General features: G+C 73.9%; 15 protein-coding genes. 12 read left to right on the top strand and 3 right to left on the bottom strand.

What is annotated here, in order from left to right; all coding sequences use genetic code 11:
- Positions 1-6: 6 nt before the first annotated feature.
- A complete protein-coding gene (gene mnmA / locus ACFY61_RS07570) occupies positions 7-1143 on the top strand; it encodes a tRNA 2-thiouridine(34) synthase MnmA (protein WP_389468278.1) in 1137 nt (378 codons plus the stop codon).
- A gap of 525 nt (positions 1144-1668) precedes the next feature.
- On the opposite strand, the gene ACFY61_RS07565 is transcribed toward mnmA, so the two are convergent.
- Positions 1669-2592 carry an NADP-dependent oxidoreductase gene (locus ACFY61_RS07565; RefSeq protein ID WP_389468276.1) on the bottom strand — a complete coding sequence of 308 codons (924 nt, stop codon included), beginning with the start codon at positions 2590-2592 and terminating at the stop codon, positions 1669-1671.
- A gap of 120 nt (positions 2593-2712) precedes the next feature.
- Here ACFY61_RS07565 and ACFY61_RS07560 point away from each other — a divergent pair, with 120 nt between their 5' ends.
- The 11 genes from ACFY61_RS07560 (at position 2713) to ACFY61_RS07510 (ending at position 18886) form a co-directional block, all read left to right on the top strand.
- On the top strand, positions 2713-3699 hold the full coding sequence (locus ACFY61_RS07560; RefSeq protein ID WP_389468273.1) for a GlxA family transcriptional regulator: 987 nt from the start codon (positions 2713-2715) through the stop codon (positions 3697-3699).
- Positions 3700-3786: 87 nt separating this feature from the next.
- Positions 3787-7221: a S8 family serine peptidase gene (locus ACFY61_RS07555; RefSeq protein WP_389468271.1), complete on the top strand. Its 3435-nt coding sequence runs from the start codon at positions 3787-3789 to the stop codon at positions 7219-7221.
- 119 nt (positions 7222-7340) lie between these two features.
- On the top strand, positions 7341-8030 hold the full coding sequence (locus tag ACFY61_RS07550) for an SDR family oxidoreductase (RefSeq protein ID WP_389468268.1): 690 nt from the start codon (positions 7341-7343) through the stop codon (positions 8028-8030).
- The gene (locus ACFY61_RS07545; RefSeq protein ID WP_389468266.1) at positions 8027-9013 is read left to right on the top strand and encodes a methionine synthase; all 987 of its coding nucleotides are present in this window, start codon (positions 8027-8029) and stop codon (positions 9011-9013) included. The genes ACFY61_RS07550 and ACFY61_RS07545 overlap by 4 nt, the downstream gene beginning before the upstream one ends.
- 31 nt (positions 9014-9044) lie before the next feature.
- Entirely contained in the window at positions 9045-11243 is a 2199-nt protein-coding gene (ligA, locus tag ACFY61_RS07540) for an NAD-dependent DNA ligase LigA (RefSeq protein ID WP_389468264.1), read from the top strand.
- 386 nt (positions 11244-11629) lie between these two features.
- On the top strand, positions 11630-13810 hold the full coding sequence (locus tag ACFY61_RS07535; RefSeq protein ID WP_389468261.1) for a putative bifunctional diguanylate cyclase/phosphodiesterase: 2181 nt from the start codon (positions 11630-11632) through the stop codon (positions 13808-13810).
- A gap of 511 nt (positions 13811-14321) precedes the next feature.
- Positions 14322-14618 carry an Asp-tRNA(Asn)/Glu-tRNA(Gln) amidotransferase subunit GatC gene (gene gatC / locus ACFY61_RS07530; RefSeq protein ID WP_389468259.1) on the top strand — a complete coding sequence of 99 codons (297 nt, stop codon included), beginning with the start codon at positions 14322-14324 and terminating at the stop codon, positions 14616-14618.
- 6 nt (positions 14619-14624) lie between these two features.
- Positions 14625-16130, top strand: coding sequence for an Asp-tRNA(Asn)/Glu-tRNA(Gln) amidotransferase subunit GatA (gene gatA / locus ACFY61_RS07525; protein WP_389468256.1), 1506 nt, complete (start codon positions 14625-14627; stop codon positions 16128-16130).
- Positions 16127-16366: a hypothetical protein gene (locus ACFY61_RS07520; RefSeq protein ID WP_389468254.1), complete on the top strand. Its 240-nt coding sequence runs from the start codon at positions 16127-16129 to the stop codon at positions 16364-16366. The genes gatA and ACFY61_RS07520 overlap by 4 nt, the downstream gene beginning before the upstream one ends.
- A gap of 16 nt (positions 16367-16382) precedes the next feature.
- On the top strand, positions 16383-17894 hold the full coding sequence (gene gatB, locus ACFY61_RS07515; protein ID WP_389468251.1) for an Asp-tRNA(Asn)/Glu-tRNA(Gln) amidotransferase subunit GatB: 1512 nt from the start codon (positions 16383-16385) through the stop codon (positions 17892-17894).
- Positions 17895-18013: 119 nt separating this feature from the next.
- Positions 18014-18886, top strand: coding sequence for an HNH endonuclease (locus tag ACFY61_RS07510; RefSeq protein WP_389468249.1), 873 nt, complete (start codon positions 18014-18016; stop codon positions 18884-18886).
- Here the strand turns inward: ACFY61_RS07510 and ACFY61_RS07505 are convergent.
- Complete coding sequence (locus ACFY61_RS07505) at positions 18876-19112, bottom strand: DUF397 domain-containing protein (RefSeq protein ID WP_389468246.1); 237 nt, start codon at positions 19110-19112, stop codon at positions 18876-18878. The genes ACFY61_RS07510 and ACFY61_RS07505 overlap by 11 nt on opposite strands.
- On the bottom strand, positions 19109-19504 hold a 396-nt coding region (locus ACFY61_RS07500), incomplete at its 5' end, for a DUF5753 domain-containing protein (protein ID WP_389468243.1). The genes ACFY61_RS07500 and ACFY61_RS07505, both read right to left, overlap by 4 nt.

Here is a 19504-nt window from a genome sequence, read left to right as displayed (position 1 = left end):
GGCGCTATGACTGACACCCTGCCGCGCCCCACCCGCCGCCTCCGCGTCCTGGCCGCCATGTCCGGCGGCGTGGACTCCGCCGTCGCCGCCGCCCGTGCCGTCGAAGCCGGCCACGACGTGACCGGCGTCCACCTCGCGCTCTCCGCGAACCCGCAGTCCTTCCGGACCGGCGCGCGCGGCTGCTGCACGCTGGAGGACTCGCGCGACGCCCGCCGCGCGGCCGACGTCATCGGCATCCCCTTCTACTGCTGGGACCTCGCCGAGCGCTTCCGCGAGGACGTGGTCGAGGACTTCATCGCCGAGTACGAGGCCGGGCGCACGCCCAACCCGTGCCTGCGCTGCAACGAGAAGATCAAGTTCGCGGCGCTGCTCGACAAGGCGCTCGCGCTGGGCTTCGACGCGGTCTGCACCGGCCACTACGCCACGGTCGTGGAGCGCGAGGACGGCTCCCGCGAGCTGCACCGCGCCTCCGACATGGCCAAGGACCAGTCGTACGTCCTCGGCGTCCTGGACGACAGGCAGCTCGCCCACGCGCTGTTCCCGCTCGGCGACACGGTCACCACCAAGGACGAGATCCGGGCGGAGGCGGAGCGGCGCGGCCTGGCGGTCGCGAAGAAGCCCGACAGCCACGACATCTGCTTCATCGCCGACGGTGACACCCAGGGCTTCCTCGCGAAGCGGCTGGGCAAGGCGGAGGGCGACATCGTGGACGAGGCGGGCAACACGCTCGGCACCCACGACGGCGCGTACGGCTTCACGATCGGGCAGCGCAAGGGCCTGCGGATCGGGCACCCGGCGCCGGACGGCAAGCCGCGCTACGTCCTGGACATCTCCCCGGTGAACAACACCGTCACGGTCGGCCCGGCCGAGTCCCTGAACGTCACCGCGCTCACCGCGATCAAGCCGCGGTGGTGCGGGGTCGCCCCGGCGGACGGGCCGGCCGCGTACACGGCGCAGCTGCGGGCGCACGGCGGCGAGACGGAGGTCACGGCGGAGCTGGTGGACGGCGAGCTCCGCGTCACCTTCGCCGAGCCGGTCCGCGGCGTGGCCCCCGGCCAGGCCATCGTCCTCTACGACGGCACGCGCGTGGTCGGCTCGGCCACGATCGCGTCCACGATCCGCGCCACCCCCACCCCGGCCTGACCCCTGCCTCCGCCTCCACCGGGCCCGCTCAATCGCCGCGGGGGCTTGATGGTCCGGCCCGGCTCCGCCAGGTGCCGGGGGCTTCGCCGGGGCCCGCTCAATCGCCGCTCGGGCTGGAGGGTGCGGCCGGGCTCCGCCAGGTGCCCTGGGCTTCGCCGGGTCCCGCTCAATCGCCGCTCGGGCTGGATCGGCTCGGCGGGGGTTTGGTCCGGCGGGCCGGCTCGGGGGGCATATCCAGCCCCTCCGGCGTTTGAGGAGCGGGGTGCGGGGCGGAGCCCCGTGTGGTCGGGCGGAGCGTTGGCCGTGCGGCTTTGGCTTCGCCGGGGCCCGCTCAATCGCCGCTCGGGCTGGAAGGTGCGGCCCGGCTCCGCCAGGTGCCCTGGGGCTCCGCCCGAGCCCACTCAATCGCCGCTCGGGCTGGATCGGCCGGCGGAGGTGTGGCCCTGCGGGCCGGTTCCGGGCGGGGAAATCCAGCCCATCCGGCGTTTGAGGAGCGGGGGTCGGGGCGGAGCCCCGGCGCCGGGGTTACGCCACCGTGAGGACGATCTTGCCCGTGGTGCGGCCGCGCTCGCCCAGTTCGTGGGCCTTCGCCGCGTCCCCCAGCGGCAGCACCGCCTCCACCAGCGGCTTCAGCTGACCCCGCGCCACCAGGCCCGCGATCTCCCGCAGCCCCACCTGGTCCGGCTCGACCAGGACCCAGTCCGCGCGGACGCCCTCCGGGGCCGCCGGGACGTCGTCCGGGCCGGGCAGGGTGATCAGGTGGCCGCCGGGCCGCAGGACCGAGAGCGACCGCTCCGCCGTCTCGCCGCCCAGGCCGTCCAGCACCACGTCGACGTCGGAGACGGCGTCCTCGAAGCGCACCGCGCGGTAGTCGATCACCTCGTCCGCGCCCAGCGAGCGCACCAGCTCGTGCTTGGCCGCGCTCGCCGTGCCGATCACGTACGCGCCCCGCGCCTTCGCGATCTGCACCGCGAAGTGGCCGACCCCGCCGGCCGCCGCGTGGATCAGGACCCGCCGGCCCGGCCGCACGTCCGCCGTGTCCACCAGGGCCTGCCACGCGGTCAGCGCGGCCAGCGGCAGCGCCGCCGCCTCGACGTGCGTCAGCGACTCCGGCTTCGGCGCGAGGTGCCGGGCCGGGGCCACCACGTACTCGGCGTAGCCGCCCGCCTGACGCGGGAAGCTCGGCATGCCGTACACCTCGTCGCCCGGGCGGTACAGCGTCACGCCGGGGCCGACCGCCTCGACGGTGCCGGAGACGTCCCAGCCGAGGACCGGGACCTCGCCCCACGCGATCAGGGCCCCGCTGGCCCGGGTCTTCCAGTCCACCGGGTTCACCCCGGCCGCGTGGACCCGCACGAGGACCTCGCCCAGCCCCGGCTCCGGGCGCTCCAGCTCGCGCTCGACCAGGTTCTCGGCCCCGCCCCACTGCTCCACTACCACCGCGCGCATCGTCCGCCTCGCTTCTGCATCGGTCGCGCCCCGGCCGTTCCGGGGCGACGCGGTCCACGATCCGGCAGGCCGGGCCGCCGCGGTATTGGCCGTTCGGCCACTATGTGACAGGATCTGGCCATGCCCCCGCACCGGATCGCCGTGCTCGCCCTCCCCGGCGTCCCGCCCTTCGAGCTCGGCATGCCCTCCCGCGTCTTCGGCAGCGCCGTCGACGAGGACGGCAGCCCGCTGTACGAGGTCACCGTCTGCACCGCCGACGGCGGGCCCGTGCTCAGCGACGCCGGGTTCACCGTCCAGCCCGCCGCCGGGCCCGAGGCCCTCGCCGCCGCCGACACCGTGATCGTGCCGCCCACGCACGCCATGCCCGAGCTCGCCGACGGCGGCCCGCTGCCCGAGGCCGTGGCCGCGGCCGTCGCCGCCGTCCGGCCCGGCGCCCGCATGGTGTCCATCTGCACCGGCTCCTACGTGCTCGCCGCCGCCGGACTGCTCGACGGCCGCCCCGCCACCACCCACTGGAACCTCGCCGCCGAGTTCCGCCGGGCCTACCCCCGGGTCCGCCTCGACGAGGACGTGCTCTTCGTGGACGACGGCGACGTCCTCACCTCCGCGGGCGTCGCCGCCGGGGTCGACCTCTGCCTGCACCTGATCCGCCGGGACCACGGCGCCGCCACCGCCAACCGGGCCGCCCGGATGTGCGTCGTACCGCCCTGGCGCGACGGCGGCCAGGCCCAGTACATCGACCGGCCGGTACCCGAACCCACCGTCGCCACCACCACCGCCACCCGCGCCTGGGCCCTGGAACACCTCGGCGAACCGCTCTCCCTGGACCGGCTCGCCGCCCACGCCCGGATGAGCCTGCGCTCCTTCACCCGCCGCTTCCGCGACGAGGTCGGCATGACCCCCGGCCAGTGGCTCACCGCCCAACGACTGGAACTGGCCCGCCAGTTGCTGGAGAGCACCGACCTGCCCGTGGACCTCGTCGCGCACCGGGCCGGCTTCGGGTCCGCGAACTCCCTGCGTGCGCACATGCGGTCCGCCATCGGGGTCTCTCCCGTCGCCTACCGGCGCACCTTCCGCCCCAACGACCTTATTCAGACACATGGTTGATCAGGCGTCAGAACGAGGGTGATACTGCGGGATCCGCGCGGAGCGACACCCGCCCCGCGGACGCCACCTCTCGTCAGGGGGAGTTCCTTGCGCACACATCGCAACCGGGGGGCCAGGAGGGCGGCCGGCGCGGGCGCCTTAGCCGCGGTCGTCGCCGCCGCACTCGCGGCGGGACTGACCGCACCCGCCACCGCCGCCACCGCACCCGCCACCGCCGCCACCGCCACCGCCACCGCACCCGCCGCCCACACCGCCGCCGCCCCGCCCACGGCCGACCGATCACGGCAGCGGCCCGCCCCCGCCCTCACCCACATCACCCTCGTCACCGGCGACCGCGTCACCGTCGACGCCGGGGGCCGGCCCGTCGGCCTCACCCCGGCCGAGGGCCGCGAGGGCATACCCGTCTCGGTACGGACCGACCGCGGCCGCACCAGCGTCGTCCCGCTCGACGCCCGCGGGCTGATCGACGCCGGCCGCCTCGACCCCCGCCTCTTCGACCTCACCGAACTCTCCCGCCCCGAGTACCGCCGGGCCCGCGGCGACCGGCTCCAGCTGATCGTCCGCTACGAGGGCGGCTCCGCCCCCGCCGCCAGGGCCGCCCTCCGCTCCGCCGGCGGCCTCACCGTGGGCCGCACGTACGCGTTCCTCGGCGCCGAAGCCGTCAGCGCCTCCCCGGCCGGGGCCACCGCCCTCTGGGAGGCCCTCACCGACCGGGCGGCCGGCACCGCCCGCCGCGCCACCACCCCCGGCATCGGCTCCGTCTGGCTCGACGGCGTACGCACCGCCCGCCTCGACAAGAGCACCCGGCAGGTCGGCGCCGACAAGGCGTGGGCGGCCGGTTACGACGGCAAGGGCGTGAAGATCGCCGTCCTCGACACCGGCATCGACGCCACCCACCCCGACCTCGCCGGACAGGTCGCCGCGGCCCAGGACTTCACCGGCTCCGGCAGCACCGCCGACCGGTTCGGCCACGGCACCCACGTCGCCTCCATCGCCGCCGGAACCGGCGCCAAGTCCGGCGTCCACAAGGGCGTCGCCCCCGGGGCCGGGCTCCTCAACGCCAAGGTCCTCGACGACAACGGCTCCGGCGACGACTCCGGCATCCTGGCCGGCATGGAATGGGCCGTCGGCCAGGGCGCCCACGTCCTCAACCTCAGCCTCGGCGGCCCCGACGGCCCGGGCACCGACCCCCTCGAAGCCGCCGTCGACAAGCTCACCGCCGACAAGGGCGTCCTCTTCGCCATCTCGGCCGGCAACGACGGCCCCGGCCCCGGCACCCTCGGCTCCCCGGGCAGCGCCCAGGCCGCCCTCACCGTCGGCGCCGTGGACGACGCCGACGCCCTCGCCGGCTTCTCCAGCACCGGCCCCCGCACCGGCGACGGCGCGATCAAGCCCGACGTCACCGCCCCCGGCGTGGACACCACCGCGGCCGCCGCCCCCGGCAGCGTCATCGAACGCGAGGTCGGCCAGAAGCCGCCCGGCTACCTCACCATCTCCGGCACCTCGATGGCCGCGCCGCACGCCGCCGGCGCCGCCGCGCTCCTCAAGCAGCAGCACCCCGGCTGGACCGGCGCCGACCTCAAGGCCGTCCTCACCGCCTCCGCCAAGGCCGGCGCGTACTCGGTGTTCCAGCAGGGCGGCGGCCGGATCGCGGTGGACCGCGCAGCCGGCCAGAGCGTGGTCTCCGAACCGGTCTCGCTGACCTTCGCCGGACAGCCGTGGCCGCACCACGACGACACCCCGCAGACCCGCAGGCTCACCTACCGCAACCTGGGCGCCACCCCGGTCACCCTCGACCTCACCACCTCCGTGACCGGCCCCGACGGCAAGCCCGCCCCGCAGGGCTTCCTCACCCTCGGGGCGCCCCGGCTGACCGTCCCCGCGCACGGCACCGCCTCCGTCGACCTCACCGTCGACACCCGGCTCGGCGGCGCCGTGGACGGCACCTACTCGGCGTACGCGGTGGCGTCCGGCGGCGGCCAGACCGTCCGCACCCCGGTGGCCGCCGAGCGCGAGGTCGAGTCGTACGACCTGACCGTCAGGCACCTCGGCCGCGACGGCAGGCCCACCGCCCACTACGACACCACGATCATCGGCACCGCCGGCGGCGGCGCCGGCCGCCGCTTCTCCGGGCACGACGCCGACGGCACCGTCACCCTCCGCGTCCCCAAGGGCGGCTACCTCCTCAACTCCGACGTGATCGCGGACCCGGAGGACCTATCCAAGGGCTTCGACTGGATCGCCCGGCCCGTCCTCGACATCGGCGGCGACACCACGGTGACCGTGGACGCGCGCACCGCCCGGCCGGTCCGGATCACCGTGCCCTCGGGGACCGCCACCATGGAGTTCGCCATCCCCGCCTACCAGCTCACCACCGGCACCGGCGACACCCACGGGTTCGGCGTCTGGCTCCAGTCGTACGCACCACTGCGCACCGCCCACCTCGGCCCGGACGCGCCCGCCGGCACCCTGCTCCAGCAGTGGGACGCGCACTGGCTCGACGGCACCCACGACGAGTACCACGCCGTCCTCGGCGGCCCGGTCACCCGCCTCGCCACCGGTTACACCAGGAGCCTGACCGCCGCCGACCTCGCCACCGTCCTCGTCGACCAGGGCGCCTCCGCCCCCGGCAAGGAGGGCGGCACCACCGTCATCGGGCAGCTCCCCGAATCCGCCGGCGGCAGTGCCCTGACGACGCCCAGGCCGGCCCCGTCCACCGTGAGGCTGCACCTCTCCGCCCGCGACCGTGTGACGTGGTACATGTCGTTCGCCCAGATCGGAGGCCGGGACCAGGACGGCTGGCCGATCGAGGAGGCCACGTACGCCTTCGACCGGGACCGCGCCTACCAGGCCGGGAAGACCTACCGGGAACGCTTCAACACCGGTGTCCACCAGCCGCGCGTCGACGCCGCCGAAGGGCTCGGCGTCTACCGGGAGGGCGACGTGCTGTGGGGCAGCCTGCCCCTGCTCGCCGACGGCGCCGGCCACAACGGGGCCTCGTTCCAGGCCACGGGCAGGACCACCCTGTACCGCGACGGCGTGGTCCTCGGCAGCCGGGACACCGCGGTCCGCGACGGCGACCCGTTCACGCTGCCGGCCGGCGACGCCGCGTACAAGCTGGTCACCCGGACCAGCCAGCCCGCGGCCGTCAGCCGCACCTCCACCAAGGTGACCGCCACCTGGTGGTTCCGCTCGCAGAAGACCGCCGCGGTCACCCAACTCCCGCCGTCCGTCGTCCGGTTCGCCCCGGACGTCACCCCGGCCGGCAGCTCGCCCGCCGGACGCACCGTACGTGTCCCCGTCACCGTCCAGGGCCCGGCCGCCACGGCCCCGGCCAAGTCCCTGACCGTCGAGGTCTCGTACGACGACGGGTACACCTGGCGGACGGTCCCCGTGCACGGCGGGAAGGCCATGGTGAAGAACCCGGCCCGGGGCGGCCACGTCTCCCTGCGCGGCACGGTGGCCGACTCCGCCGGCAACAAGTCGGAGATCACCGTCGTCCGGGCCTACCTCACCCACTGAGACACCCCGGCACCCGGCACGGCCCCGGACGCGGCTTCCGCGCCCCGGGGCCGCGCCCCCGGGGCCGCGCCCCGCACCACCGTCACGGGGTGCCGGGCACGGGGTGCGAGCATGGGGCCATGGCTATTCACCTCATCACCGGCGCCGGATCCGGCATCGGCGCCGCCGTGGCCCGCCGCCTGCACGAGCGCGGCGACGAGCTGATCCTCCTGGCCCGGGACGCGGCCCGGGGCAAGGAGCTCACCGCCCGCTTCCCCGGCTCCCGGGCCCTGGTCGCCGACCTCTCGGACCCGGACCGGATCTCCTGGGCCTTCTCCCACCAGGCGCTGCCCGACCGGCTCGACTCGCTGCTGCACGTCGCGGGCATCGTGGACCTGGGACCCGTGGCCGAGCTGCGGCCCAGGACCTGGCACCAGCAGCTCAACCTGAACCTGGTCTCGCCCGCCGAGCTCACCCGGCTGCTGCTGCCGTCGCTGCGGGCCGCCCAGGGCCAGGTCGTCTTCGTCAACTCAGGCGCCGGACTGAACGCGCACGCCGAATGGGGCGCGTACGCCGCCTCCAAGCACGGCCTGAAGGCCCTCGCCGACTCGCTGCGGCACGAGGAGAAGGGCAACGGCGTCCGGGTCACCTCCGTCTACCCGGGCCGGACCGCCACCCCCATGCAGGCCAAGGTGCACTCCCAGGAGGGCAAGGAGTACGACCCCTCCGCCTGGATCGACCCCGAGTCGGTGGCCACGACCATCCTGCTGGCGGTGGACCTGCCGCGGGACGCCGAGGTCAACGACCTGACCGTGCGGCCGGGCCGGTGAGCGCGGCGGGCGCCACCGGAGTCGGGTCCCTGCCGGGCGGGGACGCCCGCGAGGCGGCCAGGACCGTCACCGGTACCTTCGAGGACTTCGTGTACCTGCCGGAGCTGCCCGCCCGCGGCCCCGGCGCCGACATGACCGGCCGGTCCCTGGGCCTGCTCGTCGACATGTACGCGCACGTCGAGCCCAGCGGCTGGCGGATCAGCGACCGGCCCGGCCGGGACACCCGGCGGGCCCGCTCCTGGCTCGGCGAGGACCTCGACGCCCTGGAGGAGTTCACCCAGGGGTACACCGGCAAGCTCAAGGTGCAGGCCGTCGGGCCGTGGACGCTGGCCGCCGCGCTGGAACTGCGCGGCGGCGAGGCCGTGATCCAGGACGCCGGCGCCTGCCGCGACCTCGCCGGCTCCCTGGCCGAGGGGCTCGCCGGGCACCTGGCCGAGGTACGCAAGCGCGTGCCCGGCGCCGAGGTCGTCCTGCAGTTCGACGAGCCCTCGCTGACCGCCGTGCTGCGGGGCAGGGTGCGGACCGCGAGCGGCTACCGCACCTACCGGGCCGTGGACCGGCAGGTCGTGGAAGGAACCCTCCGCGACCTCTTCGCCGTCCACGACGGGGACGTGGTCGTGCACTCCTGCGCGCCCGAGGTGCCCTTCGCGCTGCTGCGCCGGGCCGGCGCCACCGGGGTGTCGTTCGATTTCTCACTGCTCACCGAGCGCGAGGACGACCACCTCGGGGAGGCCGTCGAGGGTGGCCTGAAACTCTTCACCGGTGTGGTGCCGGGTACCGACACGCCGCTGTCAGACCCTGCCGGTAGCGTCATGGGTGTCAGGAAGCTTTGGCGCAGGCTGGGGCTGGCCCCGGGGACTCTCGCCGAGTCCGTCGTGGTCACTCCGTCGTGCGGTCTGGCGGGCGCCTCGCCCGCTTACGCCCGTGCGGTTCAGGCCCACTGCGCCAGGGCGGCGAGATCCCTCGCCGACAACCCTGAGTGACGTACCCACGGGGCCACGGGAGGACACGGGCATGGCAGCCGAACAGCAGGACACGGTACCGGCGGAGGTGCGCGAGCAGCACCAGCTGCTGGCCGAGCAGGTCGAGGAGCACCGCTTCCGGTACTACGTGAAGGACCAGCCGGTCGTCAGCGACGCCGAGTTCGACCAGCTGCTGCGCTCCCTGGAGGCACTGGAGGAGCAGTACCCGGAGCTGCGCACGCCCGACTCGCCCACCCAGAAGGTGGCCGGGTCGTACGAGACGGACTTCGCCTCCGTCGAGCACCGCGAGCGCATGATGTCCCTCGACAACGCCTTCGACGACGAGGAGCTCTCGGCCTGGGCCGACCGGGTCGCCCGGGACGTGGGCTCCTCCGCCTACCACTACCTGTGCGAGCTCAAGGTCGACGGCCTCGCCGTCAACCTCACCTACGAGAACGGCCGGCTCACCCGGGCCGCCACCCGCGGCGACGGCCGCACCGGCGAGGACATCACGCCCAACGTGCGCACCATCGCGGAGATCCCGGACCGGCTCACCGGCGACCGGATCCCGGCCCTCGTGGAGATCCGCGGCGAGGTCTTCTTCCCCATGGAGAAGTTCGAGGAGCTCAACGCCCGGCTGGTCGAGGCCGGCGACAAGCCCTTCGCCAACCCGCGGAACGCCGCCGCCGGTTCGCTCCGGCAGAAGGACCCCAAGGTCACCGCCACCCGCCCGCTGCACATGGTGGTCCACGGCCTCGGGGCCCGCGAGGGCCTGGACATCGCCCGCCTGTCCGAGGCGTACGAGCTGCTCCACGAGTGGGGGCTGCCCACCGCCCGGCACAACAAGGTGGTCGGCTCGCTGGACGAAGTCCGGGCGTTCATCGACCACTTCGGCGAGAACCGGCACTCGGTGGAGCACGAGATCGACGGTGTGGTCGTCAAGCTGGACGAGATCCCGCTCCAGGGCCGGCTGGGCTCCACCGCCCGGGCCCCGCGCTGGGCGATCGCGTGGAAGTACGCCCCCGAAGAGGTCAACACCAAGCTCCTCGACATCAAGGTGGGCGTCGGCCGCACCGGCCGGGTCACCCCGTACGCGCAGGTCGAGCCGGTGACGGTGGCCGGCTCGGAGGTCGAGTTCGCCACCCTGCACAACCAGGACGTGGTCAAGGCCAAGGGCGTCCTCATCGGGGACACCGTGGTGCTGCGCAAGGCGGGCGACGTCATCCCGGAGATCCTGGGCCCCGTGGTCGACCTGCGGGACGGCGCCGAGCGGGAGTTCGTGATGCCCGCCGAGTGCCCGGAGTGCGGCACCGCGCTGCGGCCCATGAAGGAGGGGGACATCGACCTCCGCTGCCCCAACGGGCAGACCTGCCCGGCCCAGTTGCGGGAGCGGCTGTTCTACCTCGGCGGCCGGCAGTGCCTGGACATCGAGAACTTCGGTGCGGTGGCCGCCGCGGCGCTCACCCGGCCGCTGGAGCCGGCCGAGCCGCCGATGGTCGACGAGGGCGACCTGTTCTCCCTGACCGTCGAGAAGCTGCTGCCGATCAAGGCGTACGTGCTGGACCCGGACAGCGGACTGCCCAAGCGGGACCCGAAGACGGGCGAGGAGAAGGTCGTCACGGTCTTCGCCAACCAGAAGGGCGAGCCGAAGAAGAACACCCTCGCCATGCTCGCCAACATCGAGGCCGCCAAGGACCGTCCGCTCGCCCGCGTGATCAACGGCCTGTCCATCCGGCACGTCGGCCCGGTGGCGGCGGAGGCGCTGGCCCGCGAGTTCCGCTCGATCGACGCCATCGAACGGGCCACCGAGGAGGAGCTGGCGGCGACGGAGGGCGTGGGTCCCATCATCGCGGCCTCGCTCAAGGAGTGGTTCGCCGTCGACTGGCACCAGGAGATCCTGCGCAAGTGGCGCGCGGCGGGCGTCCGGATGGAGGAGGAGGGCACCGGCGAGGCGGAGGGCCCGCGCCCGCTGGAGGGCCTGACCGTGGTGGTCACGGGCACCCTGCAGAACCACACCCGGGACGGCGCCAAGGAGGCCCTGCAGAGCCGCGGCGCCAAGGTGACCGGATCCGTGTCGAAGAAGACCTCCTTCGTCGTGGTCGGCGAGAACCCCGGTTCCAAGTACGACAAGGCCGTGCAGCTGAAGCTGCCGGTGCTGGACGACGCCGGGTTCGAAGTGCTGCTGGCCGACGGCCCCGACGCGGCGCGGAAGGCCGCCCTCCCGGTGGACGGCCCGCCCGCCGCGGAGTAAAGAGGTAGGACGGGGAGCCGCCCGGAAGGGGTGAACCGGACGGATGCGCGGGGTGCGGCCGTACGGGCGGGCGCACGCCCGGCGCGGGGGGAGGTGGCGAACGGCCGGTAAGGGGCTGGTCCCGGGCCCGTGACCTGTCGGATCATCGGAAGGGTGACAGGGGGGTCCTGGTCCTGTCTCACCCGTTCGGCGGATACCGTACTGATGAGGATGGCCGGGTCGCATTCGGGCAACCGCCGCCGACCGCTGCCCCTGGGAGCCTGCTGCGCCCTACTGTTGAGGGGTGCGCCTGTCGTGCACGGCTGCGTGGTGCGATCCAGGCCGTGATGGCATGACATCGGGGCCATCGTGTGGCATCGGCATCGCCGGCTGTGAGAGGGACGGGCATGAAACCCACCGAAAGCGCCGACCCGTCACCCGAATTCGGCGGGGAGTACCCGCCCGTACGGACGGGCCGGCCCGGCGTCCTGGGGACCAGGACCGCCGACACCCGCCCGCCGGCCGCGGGCGCGGGAAGGGGAGTTCCCGGGCGGCGCGGTGTGCTGCCCCGCGTGGTCGTCGCACTGGCCGCCCTCGTACTGACCGCGGGTCTGGTGGACGCCCTGAGCCACCGTCACACCCCGTTCCCCGGCGGCAGCGCGGGCTGGGCACTCGCCCTGCTCAGCGGAATCATCGTCGGCCACCTGGTGGCGCTGGGCCGCGACCGCTGGTGGGGCGGCACCGGGTCCGGCGCGGCCCTCACCCTCGGCGTGCTCCTGCTCTACGGCTGGATCCCCGCCGCACTGGTCTCGCTGGCCGTGGTGTCCCTGGTCGGCGCGGCGCGCCGGCACCGCTGGCGGCAGGGCCTGCTGCACGGCTCCGTCGACCTGCTGGGCATCGGCGCGGGGGCCCTCGTCCTGGCCGCGTTCGGCGAGACGCCCAGCGTGGAGTCGCCGTGGGACCCCGACCGCTGGGGCCTCGGCGCGGCACCCGCGGTCGCGCTGGTCGCCGTCGCCTACCTGCTGGTCACCCGGGCCCTGCTGTGGATCGCGGTGGCCCCGCGCGGCGGCGGGCTGCCCACCGTGGCGCGCACCGCCCTGCTCCGGCAGGGCCTGGTCGCCATCGCCCTCCTCGGCATCGCCCCGCTGATCTGCGTGGTCGCCGTCAGCCGGCCGGTGCTGCTGCCGCTGTTCGCCGTACCGCTGATCGCCCTGGACTCCACCCTGTGGATCGCCCGGGCCCGCGCCGAGGAGCAGCTGCGGGACCCGCTGACCGGTCTGCCCAACCGGCAGTGGCTGCTGGAACGCGCCTGGTCCGCCCTGGACGAGGCTGAACGTTTGGGCACCCGGTCAGCTCTTGTGCTGATCGACCTGGACCGGTTCCGCGCGGTCAACGACACGCTGGGCCATCTGGCGGGCGACCGCCTGCTCCTGCAGATCGCCGAGCGGCTCCGCCACGCCCTGCCGGCCGACGCCGAGGTCGCCCGCCTCGGCGGCGACGAGTTCGCCGTCCTGCTGCCCACCACCGACTCCACCACCAGCGCCCAGCGGGTCGCCCGCGGCCTGGTCGCCGAGCTGGGATCCCCGCTCGACCTCGACGGGCTCACCCTCGTCCTGGAGGCCAGCGCCGGACTCGCCGTGTTCCCCGAGCACGCCCTGGACGCGGAGGGACTGCTGCGCCGGGCCGACGTGGCCATGTACCAGGCGAAGCGGGACCGCACCGGCGTCGAGGTCTACGAGTCCAAGCGGGACAGCAACACCCCGGACCGGCTGGGGCTCCTGGGCGACCTCCGCCGCGCCCTGGACCTCGGGGAGGTGGAACTCCACTACCAGCCCAAGGTCCGCTTCGACGGCCACGTCGCCGGGCTGGAGGCCCTGGTCCGCTGGGTGCACCCGGAGCGGGGCCGGGTCCCCCCGGACGAGTTCATCTCGATCGCCGAGACCTCGGGCCTCATGCCGCACCTCACCGAGTACGTGCTGGAGACCGCCCTCGCGCAGGTCGCGCGCTGGCGCGCGCAGGGCCTCAAGGTCCCGGTCGCGGTCAACGTCTCCCCGCGCGACGTCCACACCCCCGGCTTCGCCGGCGCCGTCGCCGCCCGCCTGGCCCGCCACGGGGTCCCGGCGGGCGCCCTCCAGCTGGAGATAACGGAACACGTCCTCCTGGAAGACCCCCAGCGGGCCGCCGACACGATGGCCGGCCTCACCGGCCACGGCGTGAAGATGTCGCTGGACGACTTCGGCACGGGCTACTCCTCCCTGGTGCACCTGCGCCGCCTCCCGGTCAGCGAGCTGAAGATCGACCGCTCGTTCGTGGCCCGGCTGGCCGTCGACGCGCAGGACGCGGAGATCGTCCGCTGCACGGTCGACCTGGCCCACTCCCTGGGCCTGCTGGTCGTCGCCGAGGGCGTCGAGGACGACGAGACCTGGGAACGCCTGCGTGACCTCGGCTGCGACGCGGTCCAGGGCTGGCTCGTCGCGGCGGCCATGCCCCCGCAGGAAGCCACCGCCTGGCTCCTCGCCCGAGGCGAACGCGGCTGGCGCCGCCCGGCCGACATCACCGCGGAACTCTCCGACACCCCCGCCCCGTAACCACCCCCACCCAGCCCCGCCAGGGCGCAAGGAACTACGCGCCCAGCCACGCACGGCCCCACAGCCGGGCCACGGCGGTCACCCTCCAGGGGCGCGGGGAACTGCGCGCCCAGCCACGCACGGCCTGCCCCCGACCGACCACCGGCGGACCCCAGGGGCGCGAGGAACTGCGCGCCCAGCCGCACCCGGGGCGCGGCCGACCGATGACCGGGGCACCCCAGGGGCGCGGGGACCTGCGCGACCGGCCACGCACGGCCCGCACTCGACCGACGGCCGGCGGACCCCAGGGGCGCGGGGAACTGCGCGACCGGGCACCCACGGCCCGCGGCCGGGGGACGGCCGGGCGGGGGTACGGCCGCTGCGCCGGGGCGTCCCGGTGTGCCCACCCGGCCCGCCCCGCGGGACGATCGCCCACACCGGCAGCCACCCGCAGGCAATCCGTTTCGTCGGGGCGGGCCCCGGCCCCATAGGATTGGGCCGAAACTACACACTCACCCCAGAGGATCGCTGCATGCCTGGCATCACGCGCGAGGAGGTCGCCCACCTCGCCCGTCTGGCACGTCTGGAACTGGCCGAAGGCGAGCTCGACCACTTCGCCGGACAGCTCGACACCATCATCGGCGCGGTCGCCCGCGTCGCAGAGGTGGCCGACCAAGACGTCCCGCCGACCTCCCACCCGCTGCCGCTGACCAACGTCATGCGCGCGGACGAGGTCCGACAGTCGCTCACCCCCGAGCAGGCGCTCTCCGGCGCCCCTGCCCAGGAGCAGCAGCGTTTCAAGGTGCCGCAGATCCTGGGGGAGGACTAAGAGACCATGACCGACACCGACATGAGCATCGTCAAGCTCACGGCCGCCCAGACCGCCGAGAAGATCGCCTCCGGCGAGCTCACGGCCGTCCAGGTCACCGAGGCCCACCTCGCCCGCATCGAGGCCGTCGACGAGAAGGTGCACGCCTTCCTCCACGTCGACCGCGAGGGCGCCCTCGCCCAGGCCCGCGCCGTCGACGCCAAGCGCGCCGCCGGCGAGCCGCTCGGCCCGCTGGCCGGCGTACCGCTCGCCCTCAAGGACATCTTCACCACCGTCGGGGTCCCGACCACCGTCGGTTCGAAGATGCTCGAAGGCTGGCTGCCGCCCTACGACGCCACCCTCACCAAGCGCCTCAAGGACGCCGACGTCGTCATCCTCGGCAAGACCAACATGGACGAGTTCGCCATGGGGTCCTCCACCGAGAACAGCGCCTACGGCCCCACCGGCAACCCCTGGGACCTCACCCGCATCCCCGGCGGCTCCGGCGGCGGCTCCTCCGCCGCCCTCGCCTCCTACCAGGCCCCCCTCGCGATCGGCACGGACACCGGCGGCTCCATCCGCCAGCCCGCAGCCGTCACCGCCACCGTCGGCGTGAAGCCCACCTACGGCGCGGTCTCCCGCTACGGCATGGTGGCGTTCTCCTCCTCCCTCGACCAGGGCGGCCCCTGCGCCCGCACGGTCCTGGACGCGGCCCTCCTCCACGAGGTCATCGCCGGCCACGACCCGCTCGACTCGACCTCCATCGACGCCCCGGTCCCGCCGGTCGTCGAGGCCGCCCGCAACGGCTCCGTCGCCGGCATGCGCGTCGGCGTGGTCAAGCAGTTCCGCGGCGAGGGCTACCAGGCCGGCGTCCTGCAGCGCTTCGACGAGTCCGTCGAGCTGCTCAAGGAGCTCGGCGCCGAGATCGTCGAGCTGGACTGCCCGTCCTTCGACCTGGCGCTCGCCGCCTACTACCTGATCGCCCCGTCCGAGTGCTCCTCCAACCTGGCGCGCTTCGACGGCCTGCGCTACGGCCTGCGCACCGGCGACGACGGCACCCGCTCCGCCGAGGACGTCACGGCCCTGACCCGCGAGGCCGGCTTCGGCGACGAGGTCAAGCGCCGCATCATCCTGGGCACCTACGCGCTGAGCTCCGGCTACTACGACGCGTACTACGGCTCGGCCCAGAAGGTCCGCACGCTCATCACCCAGGACTTCGAGAAGTCCTTCGAGCAGGTCGACGTGATCGTCTCCCCGACCACCCCGACCACCGCCTTCCCGATCGGCGAGCGCGCCGACGACCCGATGGCGATGTACCTCGCGGACCTGTGCACCATCCCGACCAACCTGGCCGGCAACGCCGCCATGTCGCTGCCCTGCGGCCTGGCGCCGGAGGACGGTCTCCCGGTCGGGCTGCAGATCATCGCCCCGGCGATGAAGGACGACCGCCTGTACAAGGTCGGTGCCGCCGTCGAGGCCGCCTTCACCGAGCGCTGGGGTCACCCGCTGCTGGAGGAGGCTCCGTCCCTGTGAGTGCACTGTCCAAGGCCAAGGGCTTCAAGAAGTCGAAGTCCGGCACCTACCTGTCGATCGGCACCACCGCGTTCGGTGCCATCAGCGTGATCAAGCAGGCCCGCCGGGCCCGCAGCGAGTCCGACACGCTCCTGCTGATCGACGCCGTTGTGTCCGCCGCCGCCATCGCCACCGGCCTCGCGATCCTGTACCGCGAGCTGAAGCGCCTCGGCGACGACGACGTCCTGCTGGGCTGAGAGGGAAAGTTCCACCGTGACCGTCACTGAACTGCTGTCGTACGAGGCGGCGCTCGCCGCGTACGACCCCGTCATGGGCCTGGAGGTCCATGTCGAGCTCGGCACGAAGACCAAGATGTTCTGCGGCTGCTCGACCGAGCTGGGCGCCGACCCGAACTCGCAGACCTGCCCGGTCTGCCTCGGGCTGCCCGGCGCGCTCCCGGTCGTCAACGCGACCGGCGTCGAGTCCGCCGTCAAGATCGGCCTCGCGCTGAACTGCGAGATCGCCGAGTGGTGCCGCTTCGCCCGGAAGAACTACTTCTATCCGGACATGCCGAAGAACTTCCAGACCTCCCAGTACGACGAGCCGATCGCCTTCAACGGCTACCTGGACGTCCAGCTGGAGGACGGCGAGGTCTTCCGCGTGGAGATCGAGCGCGCCCACATGGAGGAGGACACCGGCAAGTCGACGCACGTCGGCGGCGCCACCGGCCGCATCCACGGCGCGTCCCACTCCCTGCTCGACTACAACCGCGCCGGCATCCCGCTCATCGAGATCGTCACCAAGCCGATCGAGGGCGCGGGCGAGCGGGCCCCCGAGGTCGCCAAGGCGTACGTCGCCGAGCTGCGCGAGGTCATCCGGGCGCTCGGCGTCTCCGAGGCCCGCATGGACAAGGGCCAGATGCGCTGCGACGTGAACCTGTCGCTGCGCCCGCACGGCACCGCGACCTTCGGCACCCGCTCGGAGACCAAGAACGTCAACTCGCTGCGGTCGGTGGAGCGCGCCGTCCGCTTCGAGGTCCAGCGGCACGCGGCGGTCCTCCAGTCGGGCGGCACGATCGTCCAGGAGACCCGTCACTTCCACGAGGACGACGGCTCCACCACCTCCGGCCGGATCAAGGACAACGCCGAGGACTACCGGTACTTCCCGGAGCCCGACCTGGTCCCCGTCGCCCCGGCCCGCGAGTGGGTCGAGGAGCTGCGCGCCGGCCTGCCCGAGATGCCGCGCGTGCGCCGCAACCGGCTCCGCGAGGAGTGGGGCGTCAGCGAGTTCGAGATGCAGTCGATGCTCAACGCGGGTGCGGTGGAGTCCATCGAGGCCACCATCGCGGCGGGCGCCGACTCGGTCGCCGCGCGCAAGTGGTGGATGGGCGAGCTGGCCCGCAACGCCAACGAGCAGGGCGTCGGCGTCGACGAGCTGCCGATCACCCCGGCGGACGTCGCCCGCGTCGCCGCGCTCGTCGCGGACGGCTCGCTCAACGACAAGCTGGCCCGGCAGGTCCTCGAAGGCGTCCTCGCGGGCGAGGGCACCCCGGACGAGGTCGTCGACAAGCGCGGCCTGAAGGTCGTCTCCGACGAGGGCGCGCTGGGCACGGCCGTGGACGAGGCCATCGCCGGCAACGCCGCGATCGCGGACAAGATCCGCGGCGGCAAGGTCGCGGCGGTCGGCGCCCTGGTCGGCGCGGTCATGAAGGCCACCCGCGGCCAGGCCGACGCGGCCCGCGTGAAGGAGCTCATCCTGGAGCGCCTGGGCGTCACCGAGGGCTAGTCCCCGGCCCCCGCACAGCACCGAGCCCCCGTACCACCCACCCGGTGGGACGGGGGCTCGGTGCCGTGCTGCGCGGGGCTAGGATCCGTCCCGGCGCGGCACGGGGTGAGGGGAAGCGCATGTACTGGCTCATACGCGGCTACGACCAGGGGGCGAAGCGGTACGCGGTGCCGGAATGGCTCGCCGGCGGCTACGCGGCGGTCAGCTGGAGGGAAGCACCGGAGATCGCGCCCGGCATGACCGAACGGGAGGCCTGCGACGTGATCACGGCGGCCGTGCCCGGTCTGCCCCGGGAGACGGCGGTCCGCTGGGCCTGGGGCATCCAGCGGTTCTTGGACGTCGTGTCGGTCGGCGACGTCATGGTCGCGGCCAAGGCGCCGTACGACGTCCACGTGGGCGTGGTGACCGGTCCCGCCTACTACGACCCCCCCCCGGGGCTGTCCTTCCCGCGGCGCCGCGCGGTCAGGTGGCTCACGGCGGAGGGGGACGAGCCGTACCACGACCTTCCCTCGGACATCCGCGCCGGCCTGACCGCACGGCAGACGTTGACCGAACTCCCGCCCGTGGCGGCCGAGTACTTCGCTCGCCACGCGCGGGCGGAGGTGGCGGAGGTGAACGCGTACCGGCGGCTGTGCGAGGCGATCGAGGCGACGGAGCCGGAGAACCGGGACCGCACGGTCACCCGGCCGGCGGGCCTCGACCGCTACCGCGACCCGCGCGCGGTCAGGGCGGTCCTGGACCGCTGCGGGGGCCGGTGCGAGAACCCGGTGTGCGGCGGGATGCCGGCCGACGTCACCGCGGACGGCGAGCCGATCCTGGACGTCGACCACGTGGACGACCACGCGAAGGGCGGCCGCGACCACCCCGCCGCGATGATCGCGCTGTGCCCCAACTGCCACGCGATGAAGACACGGGGCAGCCGCGCGGAGCTGCTACGCGAACTGTTCCGGCAGACCGCGGCGACGGCCCACGCGTCACGCCTCAGCCGGTAGCGCTCAGGAACGCGGCCCAGACGGCGGGGGAGACGGTGAGGACGGGCCCGCCGTCGACCTTGGAGTCCCGGACGTGTACGGCGGCGGGGTGCGCGGCGACCTCGACGCAGTCGCCGCCCTCGTCTCCGCTGTAGCTCGACTTCTGCCAGGCGTAGGCGACTTCGATGCAGTTGCCGCCCGAGTCGCCGCTGTAGCTGGACTTGAACCAGGCCAGATCGTGCGTCATGTCTCTCCTAGCAGGTCGTCCAACAGTCCCATGCTGTCCTCCATGGACAGGGCCTGTGAACGCAGCATCCCATACTTGAGGTGGAGTCGATGGACCTCGCCGGGATCGTCCTGGAGGAAGCCCACGTCCTGTCCTTCAAGGTAGGCGAGTTGGTCGTGGTCTTCGGTATCCAGGAGCACCATGGGCCCGTTGAGGGCGGCGTGGGTGACCCGGGCAGTTGGGATGATCTGGAGCCCGACGAAAGGGAGTTGGGCCACCTCGCGGAGGTGTCGTAGCTGGCCGCGGAGTACTTCCCGGCCGCCAATCGGGCGCCGCAGGATCACCTCTTCCAGGATGAAGTGCATCATCGGCGGCGCGGGCTTCCGCGAGAAGATCGCCTGACGCTCAAGCCG

The sequence above is a fragment of the Streptomyces sp. NPDC012888 genome, from assembly GCF_042900645.1.
Lineage (GTDB): Bacteria > Actinomycetota > Actinomycetes > Streptomycetales > Streptomycetaceae > Streptomyces.
Note: the sequence above shows the minus strand (reverse complement) of the source record. Positions and strands in the feature narration are given on the sequence as shown.

Excerpts from the sequence above, each read along its gene's own strand:
- mnmA (WP_389468278.1), top strand. The coding sequence starts at position 7 with ATGACTGACACCCTGCCGCGCCCCACCCGCCGCCTCCGCGTCCTGGCC.
- ACFY61_RS07565 (WP_389468276.1), bottom strand. The coding sequence starts at position 2,592 with ATGCGCGCGGTGGTAGTGGAGCAGTGGGGCGGGGCCGAGAACCTGGTC.
- ACFY61_RS07560 (WP_389468273.1), top strand. The coding sequence starts at position 2,713 with ATGCCCCCGCACCGGATCGCCGTGCTCGCCCTCCCCGGCGTCCCGCCC.
- ACFY61_RS07550 (WP_389468268.1), top strand. The coding sequence starts at position 7,341 with ATGGCTATTCACCTCATCACCGGCGCCGGATCCGGCATCGGCGCCGCC.
- ligA (WP_389468264.1), top strand. The coding sequence starts at position 9,045 with ATGGCAGCCGAACAGCAGGACACGGTACCGGCGGAGGTGCGCGAGCAG.
- ACFY61_RS07535 (WP_389468261.1), top strand. The coding sequence starts at position 11,630 with ATGAAACCCACCGAAAGCGCCGACCCGTCACCCGAATTCGGCGGGGAG.
- gatC (WP_389468259.1), top strand. The coding sequence starts at position 14,322 with ATGCCTGGCATCACGCGCGAGGAGGTCGCCCACCTCGCCCGTCTGGCA.
- gatA (WP_389468256.1), top strand. The coding sequence starts at position 14,625 with ATGACCGACACCGACATGAGCATCGTCAAGCTCACGGCCGCCCAGACC.
- ACFY61_RS07510 (WP_389468249.1), top strand. The coding sequence starts at position 18,014 with ATGTACTGGCTCATACGCGGCTACGACCAGGGGGCGAAGCGGTACGCG.
- ACFY61_RS07505 (WP_389468246.1), bottom strand. The coding sequence starts at position 19,112 with ATGACGCACGATCTGGCCTGGTTCAAGTCCAGCTACAGCGGCGACTCG.